This is a genomic window from Mucilaginibacter sp. (genome assembly GCF_028288205.1).
Lineage (GTDB): Bacteria > Bacteroidota > Bacteroidia > Sphingobacteriales > Sphingobacteriaceae > Mucilaginibacter.
On record NZ_JAQBOD010000031.1, the window covers coordinates 123,793 to 144,910 of the forward strand.

Annotated in this window: 26 protein-coding genes and 1 tRNA gene; 14 read left to right on the forward strand and 13 right to left on the reverse strand. The window is 38.9% G+C overall.

The annotated features are described in order from the left end of the window. Positions 1-344 precede the first annotated feature (344 nt). Positions 345-1,718 (forward strand): hypothetical protein, encoded by a 1,374-nt coding sequence (locus tag JWR23_RS06700; RefSeq protein ID WP_299514552.1) that lies wholly within the window; start codon positions 345-347, stop codon positions 1,716-1,718. 321 nt (positions 1,719-2,039) lie between these two features. Here the strand turns inward: JWR23_RS06700 and JWR23_RS06705 are convergent. Continuing rightward, positions 2,040-2,111, reverse strand: a tRNA-Arg gene (locus tag JWR23_RS06705). A 181-nt stretch (positions 2,112-2,292) separates the two neighbouring features. Here JWR23_RS06705 and JWR23_RS06710 point away from each other — a divergent pair. Continuing rightward, a complete protein-coding gene (locus JWR23_RS06710) occupies positions 2,293-3,477 on the forward strand; it encodes a metallophosphoesterase (protein ID WP_299514554.1) in 1,185 nt (394 codons plus the stop codon). Between the two features lie 119 nt (positions 3,478-3,596). Here JWR23_RS06710 and ychF read toward each other — a convergent pair whose 3' ends face one another. Beyond that, on the reverse strand, positions 3,597-4,700 hold the full coding sequence (gene ychF, locus JWR23_RS06715; protein ID WP_299514556.1) for a redox-regulated ATPase YchF: 1,104 nt from the start codon (positions 4,698-4,700) through the stop codon (positions 3,597-3,599). A gap of 199 nt (positions 4,701-4,899) precedes the next feature. On the opposite strand from ychF, the gene mgtE reads away from it, so the two are divergent. Continuing rightward, positions 4,900-6,273 carry a magnesium transporter gene (mgtE, locus tag JWR23_RS06720; RefSeq protein ID WP_299514558.1) on the forward strand — a complete coding sequence of 458 codons (1,374 nt, stop codon included), beginning with the start codon at positions 4,900-4,902 and terminating at the stop codon, positions 6,271-6,273. Between the two features lie 129 nt (positions 6,274-6,402). After that, complete coding sequence (locus JWR23_RS06725; RefSeq protein WP_299514560.1) at positions 6,403-6,930, forward strand: DUF5362 family protein; 528 nt, start codon at positions 6,403-6,405, stop codon at positions 6,928-6,930. Positions 6,931-7,007: 77 nt separating this feature from the next. Here JWR23_RS06725 and JWR23_RS06730 read toward each other — a convergent pair whose 3' ends face one another. The 5 genes from JWR23_RS06730 to JWR23_RS06750 form a co-directional block, all read right to left on the reverse strand. Then, positions 7,008-7,343, reverse strand: coding sequence for a DUF3276 family protein (locus tag JWR23_RS06730; RefSeq protein WP_299514562.1), 336 nt, complete (start codon positions 7,341-7,343; stop codon positions 7,008-7,010). Between the two features lie 111 nt (positions 7,344-7,454). Further along, the gene (locus JWR23_RS06735; protein WP_299514563.1) at positions 7,455-9,251 is read right to left on the reverse strand and encodes an ABC transporter ATP-binding protein; all 1,797 of its coding nucleotides are present in this window, start codon (positions 9,249-9,251) and stop codon (positions 7,455-7,457) included. A gap of 122 nt (positions 9,252-9,373) precedes the next feature. Then, complete coding sequence (locus JWR23_RS06740) at positions 9,374-9,538, reverse strand: type II toxin-antitoxin system RelE/ParE family toxin (protein ID WP_299514691.1); 165 nt, start codon at positions 9,536-9,538, stop codon at positions 9,374-9,376. A gap of 150 nt (positions 9,539-9,688) precedes the next feature. Beyond that, positions 9,689-9,895, reverse strand: coding sequence for a hypothetical protein (locus JWR23_RS06745; protein WP_299514565.1), 207 nt, complete (start codon positions 9,893-9,895; stop codon positions 9,689-9,691). Between the two features lie 72 nt (positions 9,896-9,967). After that, on the reverse strand, positions 9,968-10,471 hold the full coding sequence (locus JWR23_RS06750) for a GNAT family N-acetyltransferase (protein WP_299514567.1): 504 nt from the start codon (positions 10,469-10,471) through the stop codon (positions 9,968-9,970). A gap of 130 nt (positions 10,472-10,601) precedes the next feature. Between JWR23_RS06750 and JWR23_RS06755 the strand changes: the two genes are divergently transcribed. From JWR23_RS06755 to JWR23_RS06800, 10 genes are all read left to right on the forward strand, one after another. Beyond that, positions 10,602-11,687, forward strand: a complete 1,086-nt coding sequence (locus tag JWR23_RS06755; protein ID WP_299514569.1) for a Glu/Leu/Phe/Val dehydrogenase — start codon at positions 10,602-10,604, stop codon at positions 11,685-11,687. Positions 11,688-11,731: 44 nt separating this feature from the next. Then, on the forward strand, positions 11,732-12,679 hold the full coding sequence (locus JWR23_RS06760; RefSeq protein ID WP_299514571.1) for a transcription antitermination protein NusB: 948 nt from the start codon (positions 11,732-11,734) through the stop codon (positions 12,677-12,679). A gap of 28 nt (positions 12,680-12,707) precedes the next feature. Next, positions 12,708-13,127, forward strand: coding sequence for a DUF1573 domain-containing protein (locus tag JWR23_RS06765; protein ID WP_299514573.1), 420 nt, complete (start codon positions 12,708-12,710; stop codon positions 13,125-13,127). A gap of 10 nt (positions 13,128-13,137) precedes the next feature. Beyond that, positions 13,138-13,455, forward strand: a complete 318-nt coding sequence (gene yajC, locus JWR23_RS06770; protein ID WP_299514575.1) for a preprotein translocase subunit YajC — start codon at positions 13,138-13,140, stop codon at positions 13,453-13,455. 106 nt (positions 13,456-13,561) lie between these two features. Continuing rightward, positions 13,562-14,509: a CdaR family protein gene (locus JWR23_RS06775; RefSeq protein WP_299514577.1), complete on the forward strand. Its 948-nt coding sequence runs from the start codon at positions 13,562-13,564 to the stop codon at positions 14,507-14,509. Then, positions 14,510-15,106, forward strand: a complete 597-nt coding sequence (gene coaE / locus JWR23_RS06780) for a dephospho-CoA kinase (protein WP_299514579.1) — start codon at positions 14,510-14,512, stop codon at positions 15,104-15,106. It begins immediately after the preceding gene. A gap of 108 nt (positions 15,107-15,214) precedes the next feature. After that, positions 15,215-16,156, forward strand: coding sequence for an MBL fold metallo-hydrolase (locus tag JWR23_RS06785; protein ID WP_299514582.1), 942 nt, complete (start codon positions 15,215-15,217; stop codon positions 16,154-16,156). Positions 16,157-16,158: 2 nt separating this feature from the next. Beyond that, positions 16,159-16,323, forward strand: coding sequence for a DUF5522 domain-containing protein (locus JWR23_RS06790; protein WP_367277520.1), 165 nt, complete (start codon positions 16,159-16,161; stop codon positions 16,321-16,323). 51 nt (positions 16,324-16,374) lie between these two features. Then, positions 16,375-16,533, forward strand: coding sequence for a DUF5522 domain-containing protein (locus JWR23_RS06795; RefSeq protein WP_299514584.1), 159 nt, complete (start codon positions 16,375-16,377; stop codon positions 16,531-16,533). Positions 16,534-16,566: 33 nt separating this feature from the next. Continuing rightward, positions 16,567-17,016 (forward strand): MarR family transcriptional regulator, encoded by a 450-nt coding sequence (locus tag JWR23_RS06800; protein ID WP_299514586.1) that lies wholly within the window; start codon positions 16,567-16,569, stop codon positions 17,014-17,016. Positions 17,017-17,248: 232 nt separating this feature from the next. Here the strand turns inward: JWR23_RS06800 and JWR23_RS06805 are convergent, their stop codons facing one another. From JWR23_RS06805 to JWR23_RS06830, 6 genes are all read right to left on the reverse strand, one after another. Next, positions 17,249-18,475 carry a DUF6596 domain-containing protein gene (locus JWR23_RS06805; protein WP_299514588.1) on the reverse strand — a complete coding sequence of 409 codons (1,227 nt, stop codon included), beginning with the start codon at positions 18,473-18,475 and terminating at the stop codon, positions 17,249-17,251. A gap of 42 nt (positions 18,476-18,517) precedes the next feature. Continuing rightward, positions 18,518-18,874: a YciI family protein gene (locus JWR23_RS06810; RefSeq protein WP_299514590.1), complete on the reverse strand. Its 357-nt coding sequence runs from the start codon at positions 18,872-18,874 to the stop codon at positions 18,518-18,520. A 197-nt stretch (positions 18,875-19,071) separates the two neighbouring features. After that, a complete protein-coding gene (locus JWR23_RS06815) occupies positions 19,072-19,464 on the reverse strand; it encodes a VOC family protein (RefSeq protein WP_299514592.1) in 393 nt (130 codons plus the stop codon). 4 nt (positions 19,465-19,468) lie between these two features. Further along, positions 19,469-19,876 carry a transcriptional regulator gene (locus tag JWR23_RS06820; RefSeq protein ID WP_299514594.1) on the reverse strand — a complete coding sequence of 136 codons (408 nt, stop codon included), beginning with the start codon at positions 19,874-19,876 and terminating at the stop codon, positions 19,469-19,471. 87 nt (positions 19,877-19,963) lie between these two features. Then, on the reverse strand, positions 19,964-20,542 hold the full coding sequence (locus JWR23_RS06825; RefSeq protein ID WP_299514596.1) for a phosphatase PAP2 family protein: 579 nt from the start codon (positions 20,540-20,542) through the stop codon (positions 19,964-19,966). A gap of 123 nt (positions 20,543-20,665) precedes the next feature. Further along, entirely contained in the window at positions 20,666-21,031 is a 366-nt protein-coding gene (locus JWR23_RS06830) for a multidrug efflux SMR transporter (protein ID WP_299514599.1), read from the reverse strand. Positions 21,032-21,118 lie beyond the last annotated feature (87 nt).

The window sequence follows — 21,118 nt, forward strand, 5'->3', positions numbered from 1 at the left end:
AAAATATAAAAATATATAATAACTCAAATCTTGTCTATTGATAATATGTTAACTATATCTATAAGTCTGAAAAAATGAACAGAAAAATAAAACATTAACAACCTGTACTAAAATTGGTTTAAAAAAAATAAAATATTTAAGCTAAGCAAGCTGGTAAACTGCTTTTTAGCCACTAAATTGCTTGATAAAAAAGATTTTATTTAAGCTCGATACAAGTGCTTTATTCAGAATTTATAGATACTAAGGATACTTGTATGAATTATTTTATATCCACAAATTAAAATATTAATCTTAACGAAACATTGCTTATTTTTTAGGGTTATTAACTAAAAATAAGAATTCATATGAAAGAGCTCACCTCACTGTTATTTATAATAACTATTTTCTTTTTTGCAGCTTGTAAAAAAGATGCTATTAACGGGAACAATAATGCTAATTCCCGAAAAACAGATACCCTGCAAGGCTTTATAACTGCAGACCGTACCCTTGATGCTAATAAAGATTATTTTCTTAAAGGGCAGGTATATGTAAAAAATAATGCAATACTAACCATACCTGCAGGTATAACCGTATATGCAGAAAAAAACGACCAGGCTCAGGCTAAGAGCGTATTGGTTATTACTAAAGGGGCTAAAATTAATGTTAATGGTACAAGCGACAAGCCGGTAGTATTTACTTCGGCCGCTGCAGTAAAAGCACCGGGTGATTGGGGCGCTATTGTTTTGCTGGGCAATGCTCCAACTAATACAGGTACCGGCAATGTTGCCGGTTTGCCGATATCTAATGATACCCAATATGGTGGAAATAACTCTAATGACGTTTCGGGTTCTATTACATTTTTAAGGATAGAATACACGGGTGGCATTAATCCCCCGGCAGAAGATGAATGGGCGGTTGATAAAGCAAGTGGCCTGCTATTGGCCAGTGTTGGTTCCGGAACTAAAATTGATAACGTAATGGTAGAACATTCAAATGATGATGGGTTTCAATTTGTTGGCGGAACGGTAAATGCAACCCATCTCATAGCCTATAATAATGGTGATGACGATTTTGACTTTGATTTAGGCTATCAGGGAAGCTTGCAGTATCTGATCTCCTATCGCACTGTAGCATCGTCCCAGGCTTTACGTGCTAACGGTTTTGAAAGTTATAATGATGAAGTTCCTACAACAAATACGCCTTTGACCCGCCCGGTTGTTTCTAATATGACCATAATTGGGCCGCAAGGCATAGAAACTGTTAAAACCAATTTGAATCAAGGGGTTTACATGCGTAAGGGTACGCGCCTTGCTATTAGAAACTCTATAATAGCCGAATATCCGCAAGGAGCCTTTATGGTTTGCCCCAGAACACGGCCGGCAATATTAAATAATGATAATGCCGAATTTAGAAGTAATTTGGTACAGGCTGACAGTACCAACCGAACTTTTTCCTGGGATAAGGATTATGGCGTATTCCCGGATCCTGAGTTAACTATTTTCGAAACGAACGCGGTTAATAAAAACACGGTCATAGTTTTATCAGCCGATTTGAAATTAAAAGCTATGTATGCTACCGGTGCTCCGGACCTTAGTCCGGCTGATGGATCGCCAGCTTTATCGGGGGCAGATTTTACCGGGACAGATTTTTCAAAATCATTTTTTACTTCGGTCAGCTACCGTGGTGCCATAGGTAATGTTAATTGGGCCGCCGAAAGCAACTGGGCTAAATGGAAATAAATAAATTAAGAAATTGTTTAAAAATGATTCGGCTATAAATCTAACTAACAAATGAAGCGTCATCGCGAACGAGGTACGAGCGTGGCGATCTCTACACGCCAGGTAAATCGCACACCTATCGTGTAGAGATCGCCACGCTATCGCTCGCGATGACGCCTTTTTATTATTTTTAAGCTCAGGTGGGTTCAGGTTAGATCAGGTGGGTTCACCCCGGATCAGGTGGATCAGGCTGGTTCATAGTGCCCGTGTTGTCAGAAAATGATTAAATAGCTGTTATAAACAAAAATAATTTATCGTTTTTAAACAGCTTCTAAATCATTGTGCTCCCGACGAGATTCGAACTCATATCGATGGTACCGGAAACCATAATTCTATCCATTGAACTACGGGAGCAATATGCGGCAAATATATAAAATTGATTTAACCCTTTCAATTGTATCTTTTGCCGGTTTATCCCGGAGGAATGATCTATGATTTTTTCTCTTTCTTATGATCGGCAAAATTTATTTATAACAATTTAAAAAATCCAAGGTTTGTAAAATGTTTTTCGATCTCAATCGTCTACGTTAATATAATGAAGAAAAGAATCTTATCTATCATACTGCTTTGGCTATTTGTCGACGTCTATTTTTTTACCGCAATTAATACTTTAACAGCAAACACGTCCGCACATTGGGCCTATTGGCTGGTTGATGTTTCAATTGTAGCAGGTGTTATATTCACCATTTTTGGCCGTAGCCGCGGCGATTCGCCTAAAGTAATATCCTGGTTAATGGCGCTTATGCTGCTATCCTTTGTGCCCAAACTGGTGGCAACACCTGTATTATTGTTAGAAGATGTTACCCGTTTGTTGCGTAGTTTTCCCCCGCGAAGCGTTTGGGTGAGCCAGTTGGCGCTGATTATTGCAGCTATTCCATTTTTTGGATTATTATTTGGGTTGACACGCGGGCGGCACCATTACCAGGTACACCGCGAAACGCTGTATTTTCCTGATCTGCCCGAAGCATTTGATGGGTTTACCTTAACACAATTATCAGACATTCATGCCGGAAGCTTTACCAGCCATAAAGGGGTAAATAAAGGTATTGACATGGTTAATGCGCAACACAGCGACGTGATACTATTTACCGGAGATTTGGTGAATAATAAAGCAACCGAAATGGATCCCTGGAAAGAAAGTTTTGCAAGATTATCTGCACCGATGGGTAAATATTCTGTATTGGGTAATCATGATTATGGTGATTATATAAAATGGGCCGGCAAGGACGAAAAACAAACTAACCTTGCCCGCTTAAAAAAAGTACACCAGGAAATTGGTTTCCGGTTATTGTTGGACGAAGCCATAGCGATAGAAAAAGATGGACAATCGATAACCCTTATTGGTGTTGAAAATTGGGGTAAGGGTGGTTTTCATAAATATGGCGACCTGGTAAAGGCTACCGAAAAGATTGACAACAGTCAATTTAAAATATTAATGAGCCATGACCCATCACACTGGGAAGCAAAAACTCTTAACCATTTAAAGCATATTGATTTAACGTTAGCCGGACACACACACGGTATGCAGTTCGGGATAGAAATATTTGGCTTTAAGTGGAGCCCTATCAAGTATGTTTACAAACAATGGGCGGGCCTTTATAAAAAGAAGGACAGGTACCTGTATGTTAACCGCGGCTTTGGCTTTTTGGGGCTGAAAGGCAGGGTAGGTATCTGGCCGGAGATAACGGTAATTACTTTAAAAAAGGGAACGAGCAAGTAGTTATAAATTTGTCATTTCGATACGAGGAACGAGTGAGAAATCTTGTACGAGCGCCTTTCCTGACAAGGCGTATAAGATTTCTCACTACGTTTCGAAATGACAATTATAGTTTAATTGGGCTATACGTTAAACCTAAAATGCATTACATCGCCATCTTCAACAATATAGGTCTTACCTTCTATACCCAGTTTACCAGCTTCTTTAATGGCCGCTTCTGATCCGTTATATTTCACAAAGTCAGCATATTTAATAACTTCAGCACGGATAAACCCCTTCTCAAAATCAGTATGGATAACGCCTGCTGCCTGTGGGGCGGTGAAACCCTGAGTGATGGTCCAGGCGCGTACTTCCTGTACACCGGCAGTAAAGTAGGTGGCCAGGTTAAGCAACTTGTAGGCGGCTTTAATTAGTTTGTTAACACCAGATTCGGTTAGGCCCAGATCATTCAAAAACATTTCACGCTCTTCAAACGATTCCAGTTCGGCAATTTCTGCTTCTATCTGTGCCGATATTACCAATACACCAGCGTTCTCATCCTTTACAGCTTCTTTAACTTTGTCAACATAAGCGTTGCCTGTATTAACAGATGCTTCGTCCACATTACAAACATATAATACCGGTTTGGCAGTTAACAGCCACAGGTCGGCAATGTATTCTTTATCTTCCTCGGCAACCGGGGCAGTACGTGCAGATTTTCCTTTTAGCAAATGCTCTTTATATATGGTAAGCACATCAAAGGTTTTTTTAGCCTCTTTGTCGCCACCAGTTTTGGCCATTTTTTCTACCTTCTGTATTTTTTTCTCGATACTGTCAAGGTCCTTTAACTGTAGTTCGGTATCAATGATCTCTTTATCGCGTATAGGGTCAACAGAACCATCAACATGTATAACATTGTCATTATCAAAACAACGCAGCACATGCAGAATTGCATTGGTCGACCGTATGTTACCTAAAAATTGGTTACCCAAACCTTCGCCTTTGCTGGCGCCTTTAACCAGCCCCGCTATATCAACAATCTCGATAGTATTTGGCACAATAGCCTTCGGATTTACTATCTCCGTTAGTTTCACCAGCCGCTCATCAGGCACGGTAATTACGCCCACATTTGGCTCAATGGTACAAAACGGAAAGTTAGCCGCCTGTGCCTTGGCATTTGATAAGCAATTAAAAAGAGTTGATTTCCCCACATTCGGCAAACCCACTATACCACATTGTAAAGCCATGTTTTGTATTTAAAAAAGTCCATAGTCGATAGTCCATAGACCATAGTTTAGCAGTTTATTCGCTATCGACCATGGTCTATGGACTATCGACAAATTTTGCGCAAAGATAACAGAAAATACTACCTTATAATTTGAAAAAATAAACGACTTTTGTCGCGAGTAATCAGAATTTAAAAAATATGTAAAACGGGTTTGTACGATGGAAGAAATGGTTGAACAAATAGAATTGTTGCTGGAGCAAAATAATGAGCAACAACTTCAGGAATACCTTAACAACCTCAACATATCAGCTATTGAAGAGTTGATAGATGAACTTCCGGAATATGGCCCGCTGTTTATTGAAACTTTATCTATTAACCGTGCGGTAAACGTTTTCCGTATACTTGATTTTCCTACGCAGGAGCGTATCATTAAAAAACTCCCGGGTACAAAAATTGCCGAGATAATTACCGAGCTACCGCCGGATGACCGTACCGCTTTCTTTGCCGAGCTACATGGCGATGCGGTAAATGCATTAATCCTGCACCTCTCCAGAGCCGATCGTAAAGAAGCTTTAGCGCTATTGGGTTACAACGAGGATAGCGTGGGGCGTTTAATGACCCCCGATTATATTGCCGTTAAAAAAAGCTGGGATGTAAATCGTGTACTTGCGCACATAAGGCAGTTTGGTAAAAACTCAGAGACTATTGATGTTATTTATGTGGTTGGCGATAAGGGAGTTTTACTGGACGATATCCGTATTCGTGAAATTCTATTGGTTGACCCGGATACCAAAATAAGCCAGTTGATGGATGGCAGGCTCATCGCGCTTAAAGCAACAGACCCCCAGGAAGAAGCTATTAACGTGTTCCGGATGAATAACCGTACGGCGTTGCCGGTTACCGATGATGAAGATATATTATTGGGTATTGTTACGGTAGATGACATTCTTTGGATAGCAAATGAAGAATATACCGAGGATATTCAAAAAATTGGTGGTACCGAAGCGCTGGATGAGCCTTACCTGGATATTAATTTATTTTCGTTGGTAAAAAAGAGGGTAGGTTGGCTGGTTATTTTGTTTTTGGGTGAGATGCTTACTGCAACGGCAATGGGTTTTTTTCAGCATGAAATTGAAAAAGCCGTGGTGCTGGCTTTGTTTATTCCGTTGATCATATCAAGCGGGGGTAATAGCGGCTCGCAGGCTTCAACTTTAATTATACAAGCCATGGCATTAGGCGAATTAACCGTTGCAGATTGGTGGCGGGTTATGCGTCGTGAAATACTTTCGGGTTTAATGCTGGGTACAACTTTAGGCATAATTGGTTTTTTACGCATATCAATAACGAGCGAGTTTAGTACTTTATATGGCCCGCATTGGCTTTTGGTAGCAATGACTGTTGGCATTTCGTTAGTAGGTGTAGTGCTATGGGGATCATTAGCGGGCTCTATGCTACCGTTGGTGTTGAAAAAATTAGGCGCTGATCCGGCAACGTCATCTGCGCCTTTTGTAGCTACCTTAGTCGATGTAACCGGGTTAATAATTTATTTTAGCATAGCCGTTTTTATTATGAGTGACTTGTTGGGTAAATAAGGTTCAAATATCAGGAGGCTCTAATGGAGCAATAATATAAATTTGTGTTTGTCTCTACTTATAAATAATTGAGTAACTATTGTTTAAGTTTAAATAGTTTATAACTTTAGATAAACTAAACCTTAAACCATGGAAACAACTGAAACTAATGAGCCGCATATCCCTTCGGTACCCATCGGCATTTTACTGTTAGAAGATGCGCAATATTATCTGTATGAATCGGGCAAGTGGGCCAGGTTTTTAGGAATTATGGGCTTTATAGGTGCCGGGTTCTTATTATTATTCGGAGTCTTTTTTGGTTCGGCATTTTCACTGCTTTCCCACTTTCGCCCAATGCCTTATCATTATGGCCCAACACCCTATCCTATGATAAGGCCATATCCTATGATGAGGTTCCCAATGTTTTTTAGTGGATTTATGGGATTTATTTATGCCGGCATAGCTATTCTCTGTTTTTTTATATCGCTTAATTTATACCAGTTTGGAAGCACCATAAAACATGCAATTGAATATAAAAATTCTGCACAGGTAAGTATTGCATTAGGCAAACTAAACACATTCTTAAAAATAAAAGGCGTTGTAGTGATTTGTGTTTTAGCTCTTTACGCTTTAATAATAATTGGCGTTATAATAGCGACTATAATGCTGCGTAGTTAAAACATTAAGCATAAAAAAAAGACCTTGCCAATTGGCAGGTCTTTTTGGTTTATAATAAGTTTAGCTTGAGTTAGCGATTATAAATTGTCAAATGAAAAATCATCATCTGCTGTTGCTTTAGCTGCTTCGGGAGACTCGCTAAATTCGTAACGTTTTTCAATAACTTCCTGGTTCTCTTTGATGTAATCAATGGTTCCGTTTAGTCCTTCAACAAACTTTTCAAAATCTTCTTTATATAAAAATATTTTGTGTTTAATAAAAACTCCGTCTTCCAGTCTTTTTTTGCTTTCTGTAATAGTAACGTAGTAATCGTTTGACCGTGTTGCCTTTACATCAAAAAAATAAGTCCGTTTACCTGCTCTTACCTTCTTTGAAAAAACCTCTTCGCGCTCTCTGTTGTCAAAATCTCCCATATTAAATTATGTTGTAGTTTAGTTTTATTAGGCATAAATATAAATAATTTTTCAAAGTGCAAGTATTAAAACAAATATTATTGCGTTTTTTTTTAAATTTATATATAAAAGTTACTTATCATTTGCGGGCACTTCTTCCTCAAGTAGTTGTTTTTCATACAATTCAAAGTAAGTTCCCTTTTGTTGCATCAGGTATTCGTGGTCGCCTTGTTCAATAATTTGGCCGTTATCCATCACCAATATTTTATCGGCATTTTTTATAGTTGATATTCTATGCGCTATAATAATATTTGTCTTACCCTGCATAATATACCCCAGGTTTTGTAATATTTCTTCCTCGGTACGCGTATCAACTGCCGACAGGCAATCATCAAAAACCAATATCTGCGGATGCTTTACAATGGCCCGGGCAATAGATACCCGCTGTTTTTGCCCGCCCGACAATGTTATGCCGCGTTCGCCTATTAAAGTTTCAAAACCTTTTTCCAGTTCCATAATGTTGTGGTAAACCGCCGCATCTTTAGCGGCCTGTTCAACTACCGGCATATTCAGCACATCCGCGCTAAAAGCGATGTTGTTGGCAATGGTGTCAGAAAACAAAAATACTTCCTGCGGCACAAAGCCTATTTGCGCACGATAACCTTCCAGATTAAGATGTTTTACCGGCTCATTATCAATTAATACCTCGCCGCCGGTAGTATCATACATCCGCAGTAATAAATTAGCTATGGTTGATTTACCCGAACCTGTGCGCCCTATAATAGCAACCATCTCGCCGGGGTGGGCGGTAAACGATACATTTTTTAACGCCTGTATGCCAGTATCAGGGTAGATGAACGATACATCCTTAAATTCTATCAAACCGTTGATAGTACGTTTAGGTGTATCGGGCGATAGTATCTCCGGCTGCTGATGTAAAAACTCGTTAATGCGTTTTTGTGATGCCGCCGCGCGCTGTATTAATGAAGTAACCCAACCAAGCGCCATTACGGGGAAGGTAAGCTGATTGAGGTACACAATAAATTCGGCAATGTTACCGGGCGTAATAGTGCCCTTCATTACCTCAATGCCGCCAACAAAAATGGTTATAACGTTACTAAGCCCCACCAACAACAACATAATAGGGTAGAAGGAGGCCTGTACCTTAACTAATGCCATAGAATGCGTTTTATAATAGTCACTCTCTAAAGCAAATTTTTTGCGGACAGAATCTTCCCGCACATATGATTTCATGATGCGAATACCTGAGAAATTTTCCTGCACAAAGCTGGATAATGACGATAGCCGCTCCTGTATTTTCTCGCTGCGAAAATTGATGATGTTGTTTATATAGTATATCAATACAGCCAAAATAGGCAACGGCAATACCGAGTATACAGCTAACCGCACATTTACAGTAAGCATTGCATATATAACCAATACAAAAAGTACTACAGTATTTATGGTATACATAATACCTGGGCCCAGGTACATGCGCACACGGCTTACATCCTCGGTAACCCTGTTCAGTAAGTCGCCGGTGTTATGGCGGCGATAAAATGCCAGCGACAGGGCTTGATAATGGTTATATATTTCGTTTTTCAGATCATACTCAATATGGCGCGACATGAGTATAATGGTTTGCCGCATAAAAAACAGGAACAAACCCCTTATCAGCGATAAAACCAATACTAAAATGCCAAACAGTAACAAGCTTGATCCAAATATCTCATAGATCATTGCCTGCCGGTTAAAGCCGGAAAAAAGCTGGTAAACGCCAATATTCTCAGTAACCAGGTCAAACGCTACACGTATAACCTGCGCGGGCAATACACTAAAGATATTAGAGATAACAACGAATAGTATACCCGGGATAAGATGCCAGCGGTATTTATAAAAGAATTTATTGAGGTAAGCGAGATCCTTCATGAATAGTAGTCCGAAAGTCCGAAAAGCCGGCAAATCCGTAGGCAAAAATACGGTAATGAAATTGATTATTCAAAGCATTATGCCTATCTATAGGAAGATGTAAAGAACAGCAAATTTATCATCTAATCGACAAACTCAAGCAATTCTTTAAGCTCCTTATCGGAGATGGATTCATGTTCGCTTTTATCAAATATAGTAAGTAAGAAAACGGTGTTATGCACAATTTTGAAACATGTAATTACTCTGGCGCCGCCTGACTTACCTTTCCCTTTGCTTGAAATTGCCATGCGAATTTTATAGCATTCACTACCAAGCGAAGTACCTTGAGAAGGGTTTTCCTTAAGAGATTTCAAAAGCAATGAAAAATCGGACTTAAGCGATGGAAATTTTTTGCCAGACGTTTAAGTTCTTTTTCAAATTTAGGAATGAACTTAACCTTATAACTCATTCAATAATTCGTCTGCATCACGCGCCTCGATTTTGCCGGATAATACTTGATTCAATTCATCTACGGCTTCTTTAACATCTTCTAAAACTTTGGCTTTGTAAGGTGTAAGCGGTTTGGTCTTTACGTAAGGCAAGTCATTTAATAACGCCATTAGCGTAGCTGCCTTACTTTCTTTAACGTCCAACACAAATTTCATAATAACAAAAATACAAAATTATTTTATCAATTACCGCTATCCTATTGCCTGCATTCGAATGAGATTTTAATGTTATTTATCTAAAGCCCTTACCCTAAAAAAAGCCAACTCTTCCCCATTCCTTGATAAATTACTCATGCGCTTAAATCCGGCTTTTTCAAGCACGCGTTGCGATACCAAGTTTTCTAAAACAGTAACAGCCACAATTTCTAAAGTGTTTGTATCTGATAAGCCATGACTTGTCATTGCAATAGCCATTTCTGTTGCTATCCCTTGTCCCCAGTATTTTTGTTCCAGGCTGTAACCCAGTTCAATTATCCCATCATTAAAAGGGCGCAGCAGGCAACTTCCTATAAATTCGCCGTTAGCTTTATTAAATATACCCCATACCCCTATGGTTTTAGTGATGGGGTATTGGTTTAATGCATTGTTAAATATATTTATCCGCTCTTCTCTGTCGCGCTTTGGCAGATATAGGGCAACCTTTTCGTCTGTAAAATGATTTAAATAAATTTCTTGCTCCTCTGGTAAAAATTCACGGATAAATACCCGGGGAGTTTGAACGATGATACTCATGTACCAAATATACCTAATAGATCATATTAACCGGTTATCTTATGAAATGATGCATCAACTATTAACTACTTAACAAAACTCTTTGTAGCAATAAAAAAATATCTACTTTTGTTGTGCCTAAAAATAATAAATGCTAACCAACAACTCTACAGAATCAATATTTTCAAAACTCGATACATTCGGTCATAAAAAAGTTGTATTCTGTAGCGACCCGGATACAGGATTAAAAGCCATTATAGCAATTCATAATACCGTGCTTGGCCCAGCATTGGGCGGTATACGCATGTGGGCCTATAAAACCGAGCAGGATGCTTTAACTGATGTGTTGCGCCTTTCAAAAAGCATGACCTATAAAGCTGCAATATCAGGCCTTAACCTGGGTGGGGGCAGCGCGGTAATTATTGGCGATTCGCACAAAGATAAAGGCGAAGCGTTGATGCGTAAATTTGGCCGCTTTGTTAAGAACCTGAATGGTGAGTTTATTGCAGGCGAAGATGTAGGCACTAATCCGCGCGATATGGAGTATATCCGCATGGAAACCCAGCATGTTGCCGGTTTGCCCGAAAGTATAGGCGGCGGTGGCGACCCGGCCCCCATAGCGGCAATGGGCGTTTTTATGGGAATTAAAGCATCTGTAAAAGAACTTTTTGGTACAGATAGCTTAACCGGTAAATCAGTTATTGTGCAGGGAATAGGCCACGTAGGCGAAAACCTGGTAAGGCTGCTTCGCGATGAGAATGTAAAAGTTTATGTAAGCGATATTAACGAAGAACAAAGCAGGCAGGTATCAAAAAAATATGGAGCCGAAGCGGTATCAAACAATAATATTTTTGATATTGATGCTGATATTTATTCGCCATGCGCTTTAGGCGGAACGGTTAATACACAAACTATTAACAAGCTGAAATGCGCCATTATAGCAGGATCTGCAAATAACCAGTTGGAAGATGAAACGGCACATGGCCAGCTATTGCTTGAAAAAGGAATTTTATTTGCGCCGGATTATGTAATAAATGCCGGCGGAGTTATAAACTGTTACTCGGAATTGATGGGCTTTAGTAAAAAGCGTTCATTGCAGCTAACCGAAAATATTTACGAAGCTACACGTAATGTTTTAAAACTATCCAGGACCGAAAATATTTCTACCGTACAGGCAGCAAATAAAATTGTTGAAAAACGTATTACAGACATTAACAAAGTAAAATCAAGTTATTAAATAAATATCACAAACAGGATCAATCCTAAATCGTTCTTACAAAAATGTTAAACAGAAGGCACCTACGGGTAAAAGTATTACAGGCATTATACGCATATCATCAAACGGATGCGGGTAATATTAAACAGCACGAAAAAAACTTATTATTAAGCATTGATAAGGTATACGAAATGTATATCTGGATGCTATCCCTAATATCAGAAGTAGTAGGTTATGCACAAACCGACGCTACCGACAGGGCGCACAAACATTTGCCCACTGCTGACGATCTGAACGCAAGCCTTAAACTATTAACTAACCGGTTTGTAATATCCTTGAATCAAAATAAAGAATTTTTAGCCGGACTGAAAAAATATAAGGTAGAATGGTCCTTTGAGCCCGAACTGGTGAAAACCTTATTTACCAATTTGAAGGCCGCTCCCGAATACGCTGAATACCTTCAAAAAACAGGCGACACTATCCAAACAGATAAAGACATAATTAAATTCATTTTCAAAAAAGTGATCTTAAAATCATCATTGGCCGAACAGGTTTTTGAAGAGATGTTTATTTTTTGGCCGGTTGATAAGGATGTTTTGCAGGCGTTAATAGCTAAAACGTTTAAAAACTTCTCATTTGATGAGCCTGAAAACAACAAACTGGCCGAGGTAACCGGTAATTGGGAAGAAGACAAGGAGTTTATTGTTAATCTTTTTGAAACCTCTGTACGTTACGATAAAGACTACCAGGGACTGATAGGCGCTAAAACTCAAAATTGGGAGCCTGAGCGTATTGCTATGATGGATACCCTGTTAATGAAAATGGCTATTGCCGAATTTATTAATTTTGCATCAATCCCTGTTAAGGTTACTATTAATGAGTACCTGGAAATATCAAAGGAGTTTAGCACGCCAAAAAGTAATTCATTTATAAACGGTATATTAGACAAGATTTTATTTGAACTGAAAGCCGATAAGAAGATCAACAAAATAGGTAGGGGATTAATAGAATAAATAACTAAGCGATTAACGAATAATAGCAATGAAAAAATTGTTTTTAGGCATAATGATGGCAAGTGTATTAATGGCTTGCAACCAAACCGGTAAAACCAATAATACAACTACCGGTACAGCTGGTGCAGCCAATGTACCCATCATAAAATTTGAAAACGAAAGCCATGATTTTGGCAAGATAAAACAAGGCGATAAAGTTTCATACAGCTTTAAATTTACTAATACCGGCAAATCGCCATTAATAATAACTAACGCGGTAGCATCATGCGGTTGTACAACACCGCAGTGGCCAAAAACACCTGTATTACCCGGTAACACGGGTGCAATATCAGTAACTTTTAACAGCGCCGGTAAATCTGGCTTGCAGGATAAGCAAATAACTGTTACCGCAAATACCAATCCGGCACAAAGCATGGTGCATTTAATTGGTGAAGTACTTACAAAATAATAACTAAAAAATGATAGCAACTATTTTATTACAGGCCGCAGGCTTTGACCCTAAACAATTAATTGTATTTGGTTTAATTATACTGGTGTTTTATTTCTTTATGATCCGTCCGCAGGTTAAAAAGCAAAAAGATCAAAAGAACTTTGTTAACGAGCTAAAAAAAGGAGATAAAATTATAACAACTTCTGGTATGCATGGTAAAATTATAGAGGTGGCTGATACTACTTTTTTAATTGAAACCGAAGGCGGCCAAAAAGTTAGGTTTAACAAATCGGCAATTTCTTTAGAGGAGTCAAAGGCGTTAAATACACCTGCTGTAGTTAAATAAGCTTAAAACAAAAAATATTATATATTAGGTAAAAGGCGAAAGGTAAAAGGCAAAAGGTTTAAGTGCGCTTACCCTTTCACCTTTTACCTTTCACATTTTACCTCAAATGGCAATAATAAAACTATCAATAGCAGAACGCAGGCGTATATCGGCATTTTTTACCTGCCTGGTATTTGCTGCTTGTGCATGGATAGTTATTACCCTCTCAAAGCCTTATAGCTACAACGTAAAAGAAATACTCATTTTTAAGAATGCTCCGCAAAAGCGGGCCTTTCATTCATTACAACCTGATACTGTTAATGTTACTGTAAAAGGAAGCGGGTGGCAAATGTTGTTCTCGAAAATTAATGAGCAAAACAAAATAATTAAGGTTGATCTGCGTACTTTGGATAGCGAAGCTTATATAATACTTAGTTCTCAAATACAGGCTATAAATGCCGAAAAGGCGGTGAAAAATGAAATAATAGCTTTTAGCCCCGATACACTATATTTTGATTTTACAAACCGCAGCGAACGCCGTATACCGGTACAATTAATCAAATCGGTTAAGTATGAGCCACAGTTTAGCCAATCAGATAATATCATTATCAAGCCAGCTTACGTCACTATAAGCGGCCCAAGTAACCGTATAGATAAAATCGTTGCCTGGTATACGGATTCACTGGTATTGAGAAATGTGAGCGAAAACATAAACTCAACTTTAAACCTGGCCGCATCAACCGAAGGTAATATTAGCATTTACCCTAAAACAGTGCAAGTAAATATCCCGGTAGAGGAATATACAGAGAAGACAATAGAAGTTCCTGTTAAACTGGTAAATAACATTGATTTTTATAACATTAAAATATTTCCGCAGAAAGTTAAAGTAACTTTTACCACTTCGCTAAGTAAGTATGCAGATATTGATGAAAGCTTGTTTGAAGCGCAGGCAAACCTTGATCTTTGGCGCGTGTACGGTTATAACACGTTACCGGTAAAAATTACAATGTTACCGGCATATTGTAAAATTGTAAGTATCGAACCACGTAACATTGATTTTATTATTAAAAAATAAATGCTTAAAATAGGTATCACCGGTAATATAGGCAGCGGTAAAACTATCGTTAGCAAAATGTTCGGGGTGTTGGGCATCCCGGTTTTTTATGCAGATACCGAAGCGAAAAACATTATGACTGCCGACCCAATATTGGTAGCCAATGTAAAGAAAACCTTTGGTGACGCAGCTTATTTTGCCGATGGGAGCCTTGATCGTAAATATATAGCCAATATTGTTTTTAATGATGATAAGGAGTTGGCTAAACTTAACAAGCTGACACATCCCGCAGTATTCAGGGCTTTCGATGCCTGGGTTGCCGGCACAAATAATGCCCCTTATGTAATAAAAGAAGCAGCTTTGTTATTTGAAAGCACTTCTTATAAAATGTGTGATTATTCTCTATTGGTTACAGCTCCACTGGAATTACGAATAACGCGTGTAACCAAACGCGACCACATTACCCGTGCAGAAGTTGAGGCCCGCGAAGCAAAGCAACTCTCTGAAAGCAAAAAAAAGGAACTGGCTGATTATATTATCGAGAACGACGAAACGAGATTGCTAATACCACAGATATTGGCGTTGCATGAGCAGTTTCTTCAATTAGCAAAACCATAAAAAATTATGTCATTTCGACTAACGGGAGAAATCTATACATTGACAGGTTGGCTACCTGCATGTGTATAGTTTTCTCGCTATGCTGCCAATGACAATGTCTCTTACTAAATGAATATACTTGACGATTTTATTCAAATTAATCCCAACGGCATTTACTGTAAATATGGCGACTTTTACCTCGATCCGCAGCAACCTGTAAAAACGGCGGTCATATCACACGCCCATGCAGACCACGCCATAAGTGGAAACAAAGACGTTTATTGTACACAGGCTACACGCGAGTTTATGCATCTTCGATACCATAGATCTGCCGCGCAGGTATTTAATATTGCGGGTTATAACCAGCCTTTTATGATAAAGGATGTAAAGCTCACTTTTGTATCCGCAGGGCATATGCTGGGCTCCGCGATGGTGTTGATGGAATATCAGGGCAGCAGTTATCTTTATACCGGCGATTATAAATTACAACCCGATGCTACCTGCGAACCAATTGAATGGGTTAACGCGGATGTACTGATAACCGAAAGTACTTTTGCCGATCCGAATATAATTCATCCGGATCCTATAGAGGAGATAAAAAAGCTTAATGGCATTAAAAGTAATATTCTGCTGGGCGCTTATGGCCTGGGTAAGAGCCAGCGTTTGGTACGAATGATAAATGACCATTCCCCGCAGAAAAAAGTGCTTATACATCATCGTATTATGCCCATAAACCAGATATACGAAAGGGCAGGGTTCACCTTAGGTAAACACCAGCTATATGGGCGCAAGCTAATGAAGGCACAGGAAGAGTTTGTATATATTGTACCCCCTTTTACATTTAACAGCTATATAAAAGCCACCGGGGTAAAACGGTTATTTGCCTCGGGCTGGAAAAATTTACAGGTTAACAGGGAGGATACCCTATTTATATCAGACCATGCCGACTGGAATGATATTTTAGAGGCTATAAAAGAAGTTAACCCAAAGCAGGTGTGGACGTTGCATGGTAATGGTACTCATTTAAAAGCGTATTTAAATAATAAAATTTTCGTAAAATTGCTTAATTGACAATGGAAAAGAACGAGAATTTCACCAGGAAGAGCAGCGGGCTGATGTTTATCAAAACCGAGCATTTAAAGCGGGGTTATTGTTGTGGAAATGGTTGCCGTGGGTGCCTTATTTATTATGGAAAGCTCCCTAAGGTTAAAAAAAAGGGTATTGATCCTGCACAATAATAATGCACATTTATGCGCTGCTATTTGTTAAATTGCTTAACTGAACCCGTGATGCAGGAAAATATAGATTATTATATTAACGAAGAGGGCAACTTTGTGTTTACCGAAGCTTACCATTTAAAGCGCGGTTATTGTTGCGAAAACAAGTGCCGGCATTGTCCGTGGCATTACGGAAAAGATGAGGAAAACAACAAATCAGAGAAAAAATAAACATATTTGCATCTTTGCGGGTAATAATTAACAATGCGGATAGACGACGAAATACAAAGCTCTAAATTTGAGGATAACTACCAGAAGGCAGTTATAAACATCTTTTATACCGAAGGGTGGCTTAATAACTCTTTGCGCTGCCATTTTGAAAAGTATAACTTAACCAATCAACAATTTAATATTTTGAGGATATTAAGGGGCCAGTACCCTAAACCGGCTACGGTTAATATGCTTAAAGAACGGATGATTGATAAAATGAGCGATGCCTCGCGCATAGTTGACCGCCTGGTGCAAAAAGAAATGATAACCCGTTGCACTAATAATAAAGACAGGCGCGCGGTTGATATTCGTATAAGTAACAAAGGTCTGGAAACCCTTGCCACCATGGATAATGAATTTAAAACTAAAGACTTCCTTAAAAATAACCTCACTAACGAAGAAGCCGGCCTATTAAGTGATCTGCTGGATAAGTTTAGAGGGTAGTTTTTGCATCACCCTGATGTAAAGTTATACTGTTTCACATTGGGTGTTTCACCCTATATTTGCAAAAAACGATAAAATAGCATAAAATGCTTACTGTAAGATATTTATACTGCTTTACCTAAAGTTTTTGTACTGTTTCAAAGTGTTTCACTAATTTTGTCAAATTACTATATATCAATGGGTTAACCTAAAATAGTGTTTCATCTGTTTCATTTATTTGTGAAACAGTACCTCACAATTTATTAATCTTTTTTTGAATAGTTTGCTTATCCATATCAGTTTTTGCTAAAGCTAAAGCTATTTTAAGGTTTAGCCTTGCTTCATCCTTATCAATATCGGTATATAAATCACCCAAAAGGGTATAATAGAATTGGTTGCCTGTTAAATTCAATTTTTCTGCCTCAATAATGGCTTGCTCTTTACCATTTACTTTTGATGATACATACACCCGGTTAAGTGCCGCAATGGGCGAGTAGTCTGTTTGCAATAACCGGTCATACAAACCTAAAACAGTTTGCCACTTTTCTTTGGTATCTGTTTTTTGGGTTTGCCAATAGGCTATAGTGGCTTCTAAATGATATTTAGATACTTCTATACCATTTGCAGAGCAGTTTAAAAAATAGGCGCCTTTGCTTATCAGATCAGTATCCCAAAGGCTGGTATCCTGGTCGTCATACAAAACATGCTCGCCGTTTTTGTTTACCCGGGCATTAAACCTTGATGCATGAAAACACATCAGCGAAAGCAAGGCATTTACCTTTGGTTTATTGGTTTGCGTGTTCTCTACCAGCATAGTGCACAACCGCATGGCTTCCAGGCAAAGATCCTTGCGCAGCGTTTTATTTTGGCTTACCGAGTAATATCCCTCATTAAATAATAAATAAATGGTGGTTAATACCGGTGCCAACCGCGCATCAATTTCAGCTTCGTCCGGCATTTCAATCCTGATTTTTAGTTCGCGCAATTTCTCTTTGGCACGAAATAAACGTTTATTAATAGTTTCCTTGTTTGATAAAAACGCATCTGCAATCTCCTCAATACCAAGGCCGCAAAGTATACGAAGGGATAATCCAATCTGTGCTTCGGGCGAGATAGCCGGATGGCAGATAGCGAACATCATTTGCAGTTGGCTGTCGTTTATGTTTTGGGGCGATAGGTCTATCTCTGTTTCATAAAATTGAGGAGTGGTATTTCGTATGGCAGGAGATACCTTGTTCGCGAATAAAGAATCGCGGTGTAAATGATTCTTTGCCTTGTTTTTAGCTACATTATATAGCCAGGCAGCAGGATTAGGCGGCAGGCCCTTGATGCCCCAGGTTTGGGCGGCAGTGGCAAACGTCTCGCTGGTTATGTCCTCCGCAGTTTCCATTTGGTCAAACCCAAAATAACGGCAGAGTACCGAAACTATCTTCCGGTACTCTGTCCTGAATAAATGGGGAATCAATTCCTGCTGTTGCATGTTAAAAGTAGAGACGCAATATTTTGTGTCTCTGTAAGTTTTTTAATGAACGCCGTCGTCCTTTGCTAATCTTCTTACTTCCACCGTATTGCCCTCACCCTGTAAAACCGGGCAACCTTTTGCAAATTCGGCAGCTTCGTCAACAGAGTCGGCCTTAACAACAACGTAGCCGCCAAGCGTTTCCTTGATTTCGCCAAAAGGGCCATTGGTAACCATTTTATTATGATGTACCACGCGGGCGTCATCAAATAACAAACCGTTGCCCTTGCCCTCAAAATTCCCTTTAGCTGTAAGTGTACCCAGCCAGTCCATAGTTTGCTGCATCCATATTTGCATTTGCTCCGGCGATGCTACTTTACCGCCATCCTCGTGCCTGAAAATCAACATGTACTCTTTCATCTTTTTTAATTTAAATGTTACCGAATAAGTGAATTATACAGACATAACAAATGGAATTTTATGAATTGGACATGCTATAAATAAAAATGGGTATAATGCTGAGTAAGAGATATTTGAGTTTGTAAATAATAGCATTGAAAATGACATTAAAATATCTGTTTGATGATTGGCAGTCTGCCAAAGCCCCGTAGTACTATTTACTGCAAATTAACCTGCCACGACACACCATACCTATCATTAACCCAGCCAAACTTTTTACTGAATCCATAATTACCAAGCGGCATTGCCACATTGCCGCCATCGCTAAGCATGGCATATACATTTTCTATCTCGCTCTCATCTTCGCAATTAACATAAATAGAAATTGCCGGGGTAAAAGTAAAAGAATGTTTTATCGCGCTGTCAATACACATAAACTCCTGGCCGTTTAGCGAAAACGTAGCATGCATGATGGTACCTTCTTCGCCAGGCCCGTCTTTGCCATATCGCATAATATTCAAAACCGATGAATTAGCAAATAGTGCTACATAAAAATTCATGGCTTCTTCGGCTTTGCCTTCAAACATTAAAAAGGTGGTGAATTTTTGCATGGTGTTAGTTGTTTAATCTGATCATACATTTTACATCCTTGTCGCTTAGATACCATTCAACACAATAACCTTGCGGGTCTAAATTGGGTTGAGAAAGCAATTGTTTAAACGTGCGGTCAATAGCAGGGATGTCCCTCATGTAATCATGTACGGTCAGGCTAATATAATTGCCTTTTTTCAGAATAAGTGTATCAAGATTTAATTTTTCTGCCTCACCCGGTTCTAATTCTTCGGCAGCAGCTCTGTAAACTATGGGGCCATTTTCAGGACGTGATACTCCAAAGTATTTCCTGTTTGTCGAAAACGGAATTAATGAATGAAGTTTTTGATGTGCCGCTAAAATGCCGTCCGGAAAAGACGCTGCGGTGATATAGCATACTTTAATGTCTTTATCTAATGTTGTGGTTTCCATAGCGTGAGATTTAATTTGATCGGTATTCAAATTTAAGCAGGAAGCAACAAATTTTAAACGGCTGATAAGGACAATATAAAGGGGCTATTAGGACAGATTAACCATCAGTTTTTTCTGCCATTTCCAAAATATCCATCCAAACAAAAGCCCAACCAATATGCCATAAATAGCTCCGGCTGTAACATCAATAGGGTAGTGCACCCCAACATACACCTGTGCAAAGCTGATAGCCGCCGCCCATAAAATACTTGCGGACAATACCCATTTATAACGCCTATAAAATATCATGCTCAAACAAACGGCTATGGCAAAGTGGTCGCTGGCATGAGTGGATGGGAAGCTGTAGCCGGTGCCGCAATCAACACGGCTTACAATAGTTGCCGCCATTGCAGGGTCATTACATGGGCGTACACGTTTATAAAATGATTTAATGATGGTAGCGCTGCCAAAATCGGCTACGCCAAAGGTAAGCGCCAGCAATACAATAATAATTGCACCCTGCTTTTTATATCGCCAAAGGCAAAAAATAAAGATAAAAACATATAAAGGTATCCATACCAACCTGTTACGCAGAACTGGCATCAACAGGTCGAAAAACGCGTTACCCAGGTCGTGGTTTATAAAATGGAACAGGTGCCGGTCAAGTTGCAGCAGGTAATCGGGCATTGGCGTTTAATATAGAGTGTAAAGATAATAGAATAATCAGCCGCTTCATCAATTGACATTATAGATCCTTATATCAAATTCACAGTAGTCTCTTTTAACGGTTATTAAGATTGTCCCCGATCATTAAACTGCGAAAAATTTAAGTCCCATAATACCGGCCATGATCATCAGCATAAAAAATATTTCGGGCCATGACGTTGGTTCATGAAAAAACAGCGCATCGGCCAGTTTAATTAAAATAATGCTGGCGCCTGTCCACGCAGCAAATGCTATAGCAGTAGGTATTTGTTTAATAGCTAACGAAAAAAACCACGCGTTGGCCAGCCCTAAAATTAGGTAACCGGTTATAGGCACCAATATAATTACTCCCTGCAGGCTATAAAAATTACCCCACGATAATAATTTAAGATCGCTTAATTTGAAAAATTTAACGCAGTAGGTCCATGCGGCTTCAAGTAATGCGGCAATGATGATGTAAATCCAGGCCAAAGTTTATTGTATGCAAAATGCAATTGGTTAAAACTATGTTCTTTATATTACCATTGTGTTTACCCGAGATTAATTTTAATAATATAT

What these genes read in the sequence shown, in the direction of transcription:
- JWR23_RS06810 (WP_299514590.1), bottom strand. Translation starts at nt 18,874, where the DNA reads ATGAAAGAGTACATGTTGATTTTCAGGCACGAGGATGGCGGTAAAGTA.
- ychF (WP_299514556.1), bottom strand. Translation starts at nt 4,700, where the DNA reads ATGGCTTTACAATGTGGTATAGTGGGTTTGCCGAATGTGGGGAAATCA.
- JWR23_RS06825 (WP_299514596.1), bottom strand. Translation starts at nt 20,542, where the DNA reads ATGCCCGATTACCTGCTGCAACTTGACCGGCACCTGTTCCATTTTATA.
- JWR23_RS06765 (WP_299514573.1), top strand. Translation starts at nt 12,708, where the DNA reads ATGAAAAAATTGTTTTTAGGCATAATGATGGCAAGTGTATTAATGGCT.
- JWR23_RS06795 (WP_299514584.1), top strand. Translation starts at nt 16,375, where the DNA reads ATGCAGGAAAATATAGATTATTATATTAACGAAGAGGGCAACTTTGTG.
- JWR23_RS06700 (WP_299514552.1), top strand. Translation starts at nt 345, where the DNA reads ATGAAAGAGCTCACCTCACTGTTATTTATAATAACTATTTTCTTTTTT.
- JWR23_RS06725 (WP_299514560.1), top strand. Translation starts at nt 6,403, where the DNA reads ATGGAAACAACTGAAACTAATGAGCCGCATATCCCTTCGGTACCCATC.
- JWR23_RS06745 (WP_299514565.1), bottom strand. Translation starts at nt 9,895, where the DNA reads ATGAAATTTGTGTTGGACGTTAAAGAAAGTAAGGCAGCTACGCTAATG.
- JWR23_RS06760 (WP_299514571.1), top strand. Translation starts at nt 11,732, where the DNA reads ATGTTAAACAGAAGGCACCTACGGGTAAAAGTATTACAGGCATTATAC.
- JWR23_RS06740 (WP_299514691.1), bottom strand. Translation starts at nt 9,538, where the DNA reads ATGGCAATTTCAAGCAAAGGGAAAGGTAAGTCAGGCGGCGCCAGAGTA.
- yajC (WP_299514575.1), top strand. Translation starts at nt 13,138, where the DNA reads ATGATAGCAACTATTTTATTACAGGCCGCAGGCTTTGACCCTAAACAA.
- JWR23_RS06800 (WP_299514586.1), top strand. Translation starts at nt 16,567, where the DNA reads ATGCGGATAGACGACGAAATACAAAGCTCTAAATTTGAGGATAACTAC.
- JWR23_RS06815 (WP_299514592.1), bottom strand. Translation starts at nt 19,464, where the DNA reads ATGCAAAAATTCACCACCTTTTTAATGTTTGAAGGCAAAGCCGAAGAA.
- JWR23_RS06750 (WP_299514567.1), bottom strand. Translation starts at nt 10,471, where the DNA reads ATGAGTATCATCGTTCAAACTCCCCGGGTATTTATCCGTGAATTTTTA.
- mgtE (WP_299514558.1), top strand. Translation starts at nt 4,900, where the DNA reads ATGGAAGAAATGGTTGAACAAATAGAATTGTTGCTGGAGCAAAATAAT.
- JWR23_RS06730 (WP_299514562.1), bottom strand. Translation starts at nt 7,343, where the DNA reads ATGGGAGATTTTGACAACAGAGAGCGCGAAGAGGTTTTTTCAAAGAAG.
- JWR23_RS06755 (WP_299514569.1), top strand. Translation starts at nt 10,602, where the DNA reads ATGCTAACCAACAACTCTACAGAATCAATATTTTCAAAACTCGATACA.
- JWR23_RS06735 (WP_299514563.1), bottom strand. Translation starts at nt 9,251, where the DNA reads ATGAAGGATCTCGCTTACCTCAATAAATTCTTTTATAAATACCGCTGG.
- JWR23_RS06775 (WP_299514577.1), top strand. Translation starts at nt 13,562, where the DNA reads ATGGCAATAATAAAACTATCAATAGCAGAACGCAGGCGTATATCGGCA.
- JWR23_RS06790 (WP_367277520.1), top strand. Translation starts at nt 16,159, where the DNA reads ATGGAAAAGAACGAGAATTTCACCAGGAAGAGCAGCGGGCTGATGTTT.
- coaE (WP_299514579.1), top strand. Translation starts at nt 14,510, where the DNA reads ATGCTTAAAATAGGTATCACCGGTAATATAGGCAGCGGTAAAACTATC.
- JWR23_RS06785 (WP_299514582.1), top strand. Translation starts at nt 15,215, where the DNA reads ATGAATATACTTGACGATTTTATTCAAATTAATCCCAACGGCATTTAC.
- JWR23_RS06820 (WP_299514594.1), bottom strand. Translation starts at nt 19,876, where the DNA reads ATGGAAACCACAACATTAGATAAAGACATTAAAGTATGCTATATCACC.
- JWR23_RS06710 (WP_299514554.1), top strand. Translation starts at nt 2,293, where the DNA reads ATGAAGAAAAGAATCTTATCTATCATACTGCTTTGGCTATTTGTCGAC.
- JWR23_RS06805 (WP_299514588.1), bottom strand. Translation starts at nt 18,475, where the DNA reads ATGCAACAGCAGGAATTGATTCCCCATTTATTCAGGACAGAGTACCGG.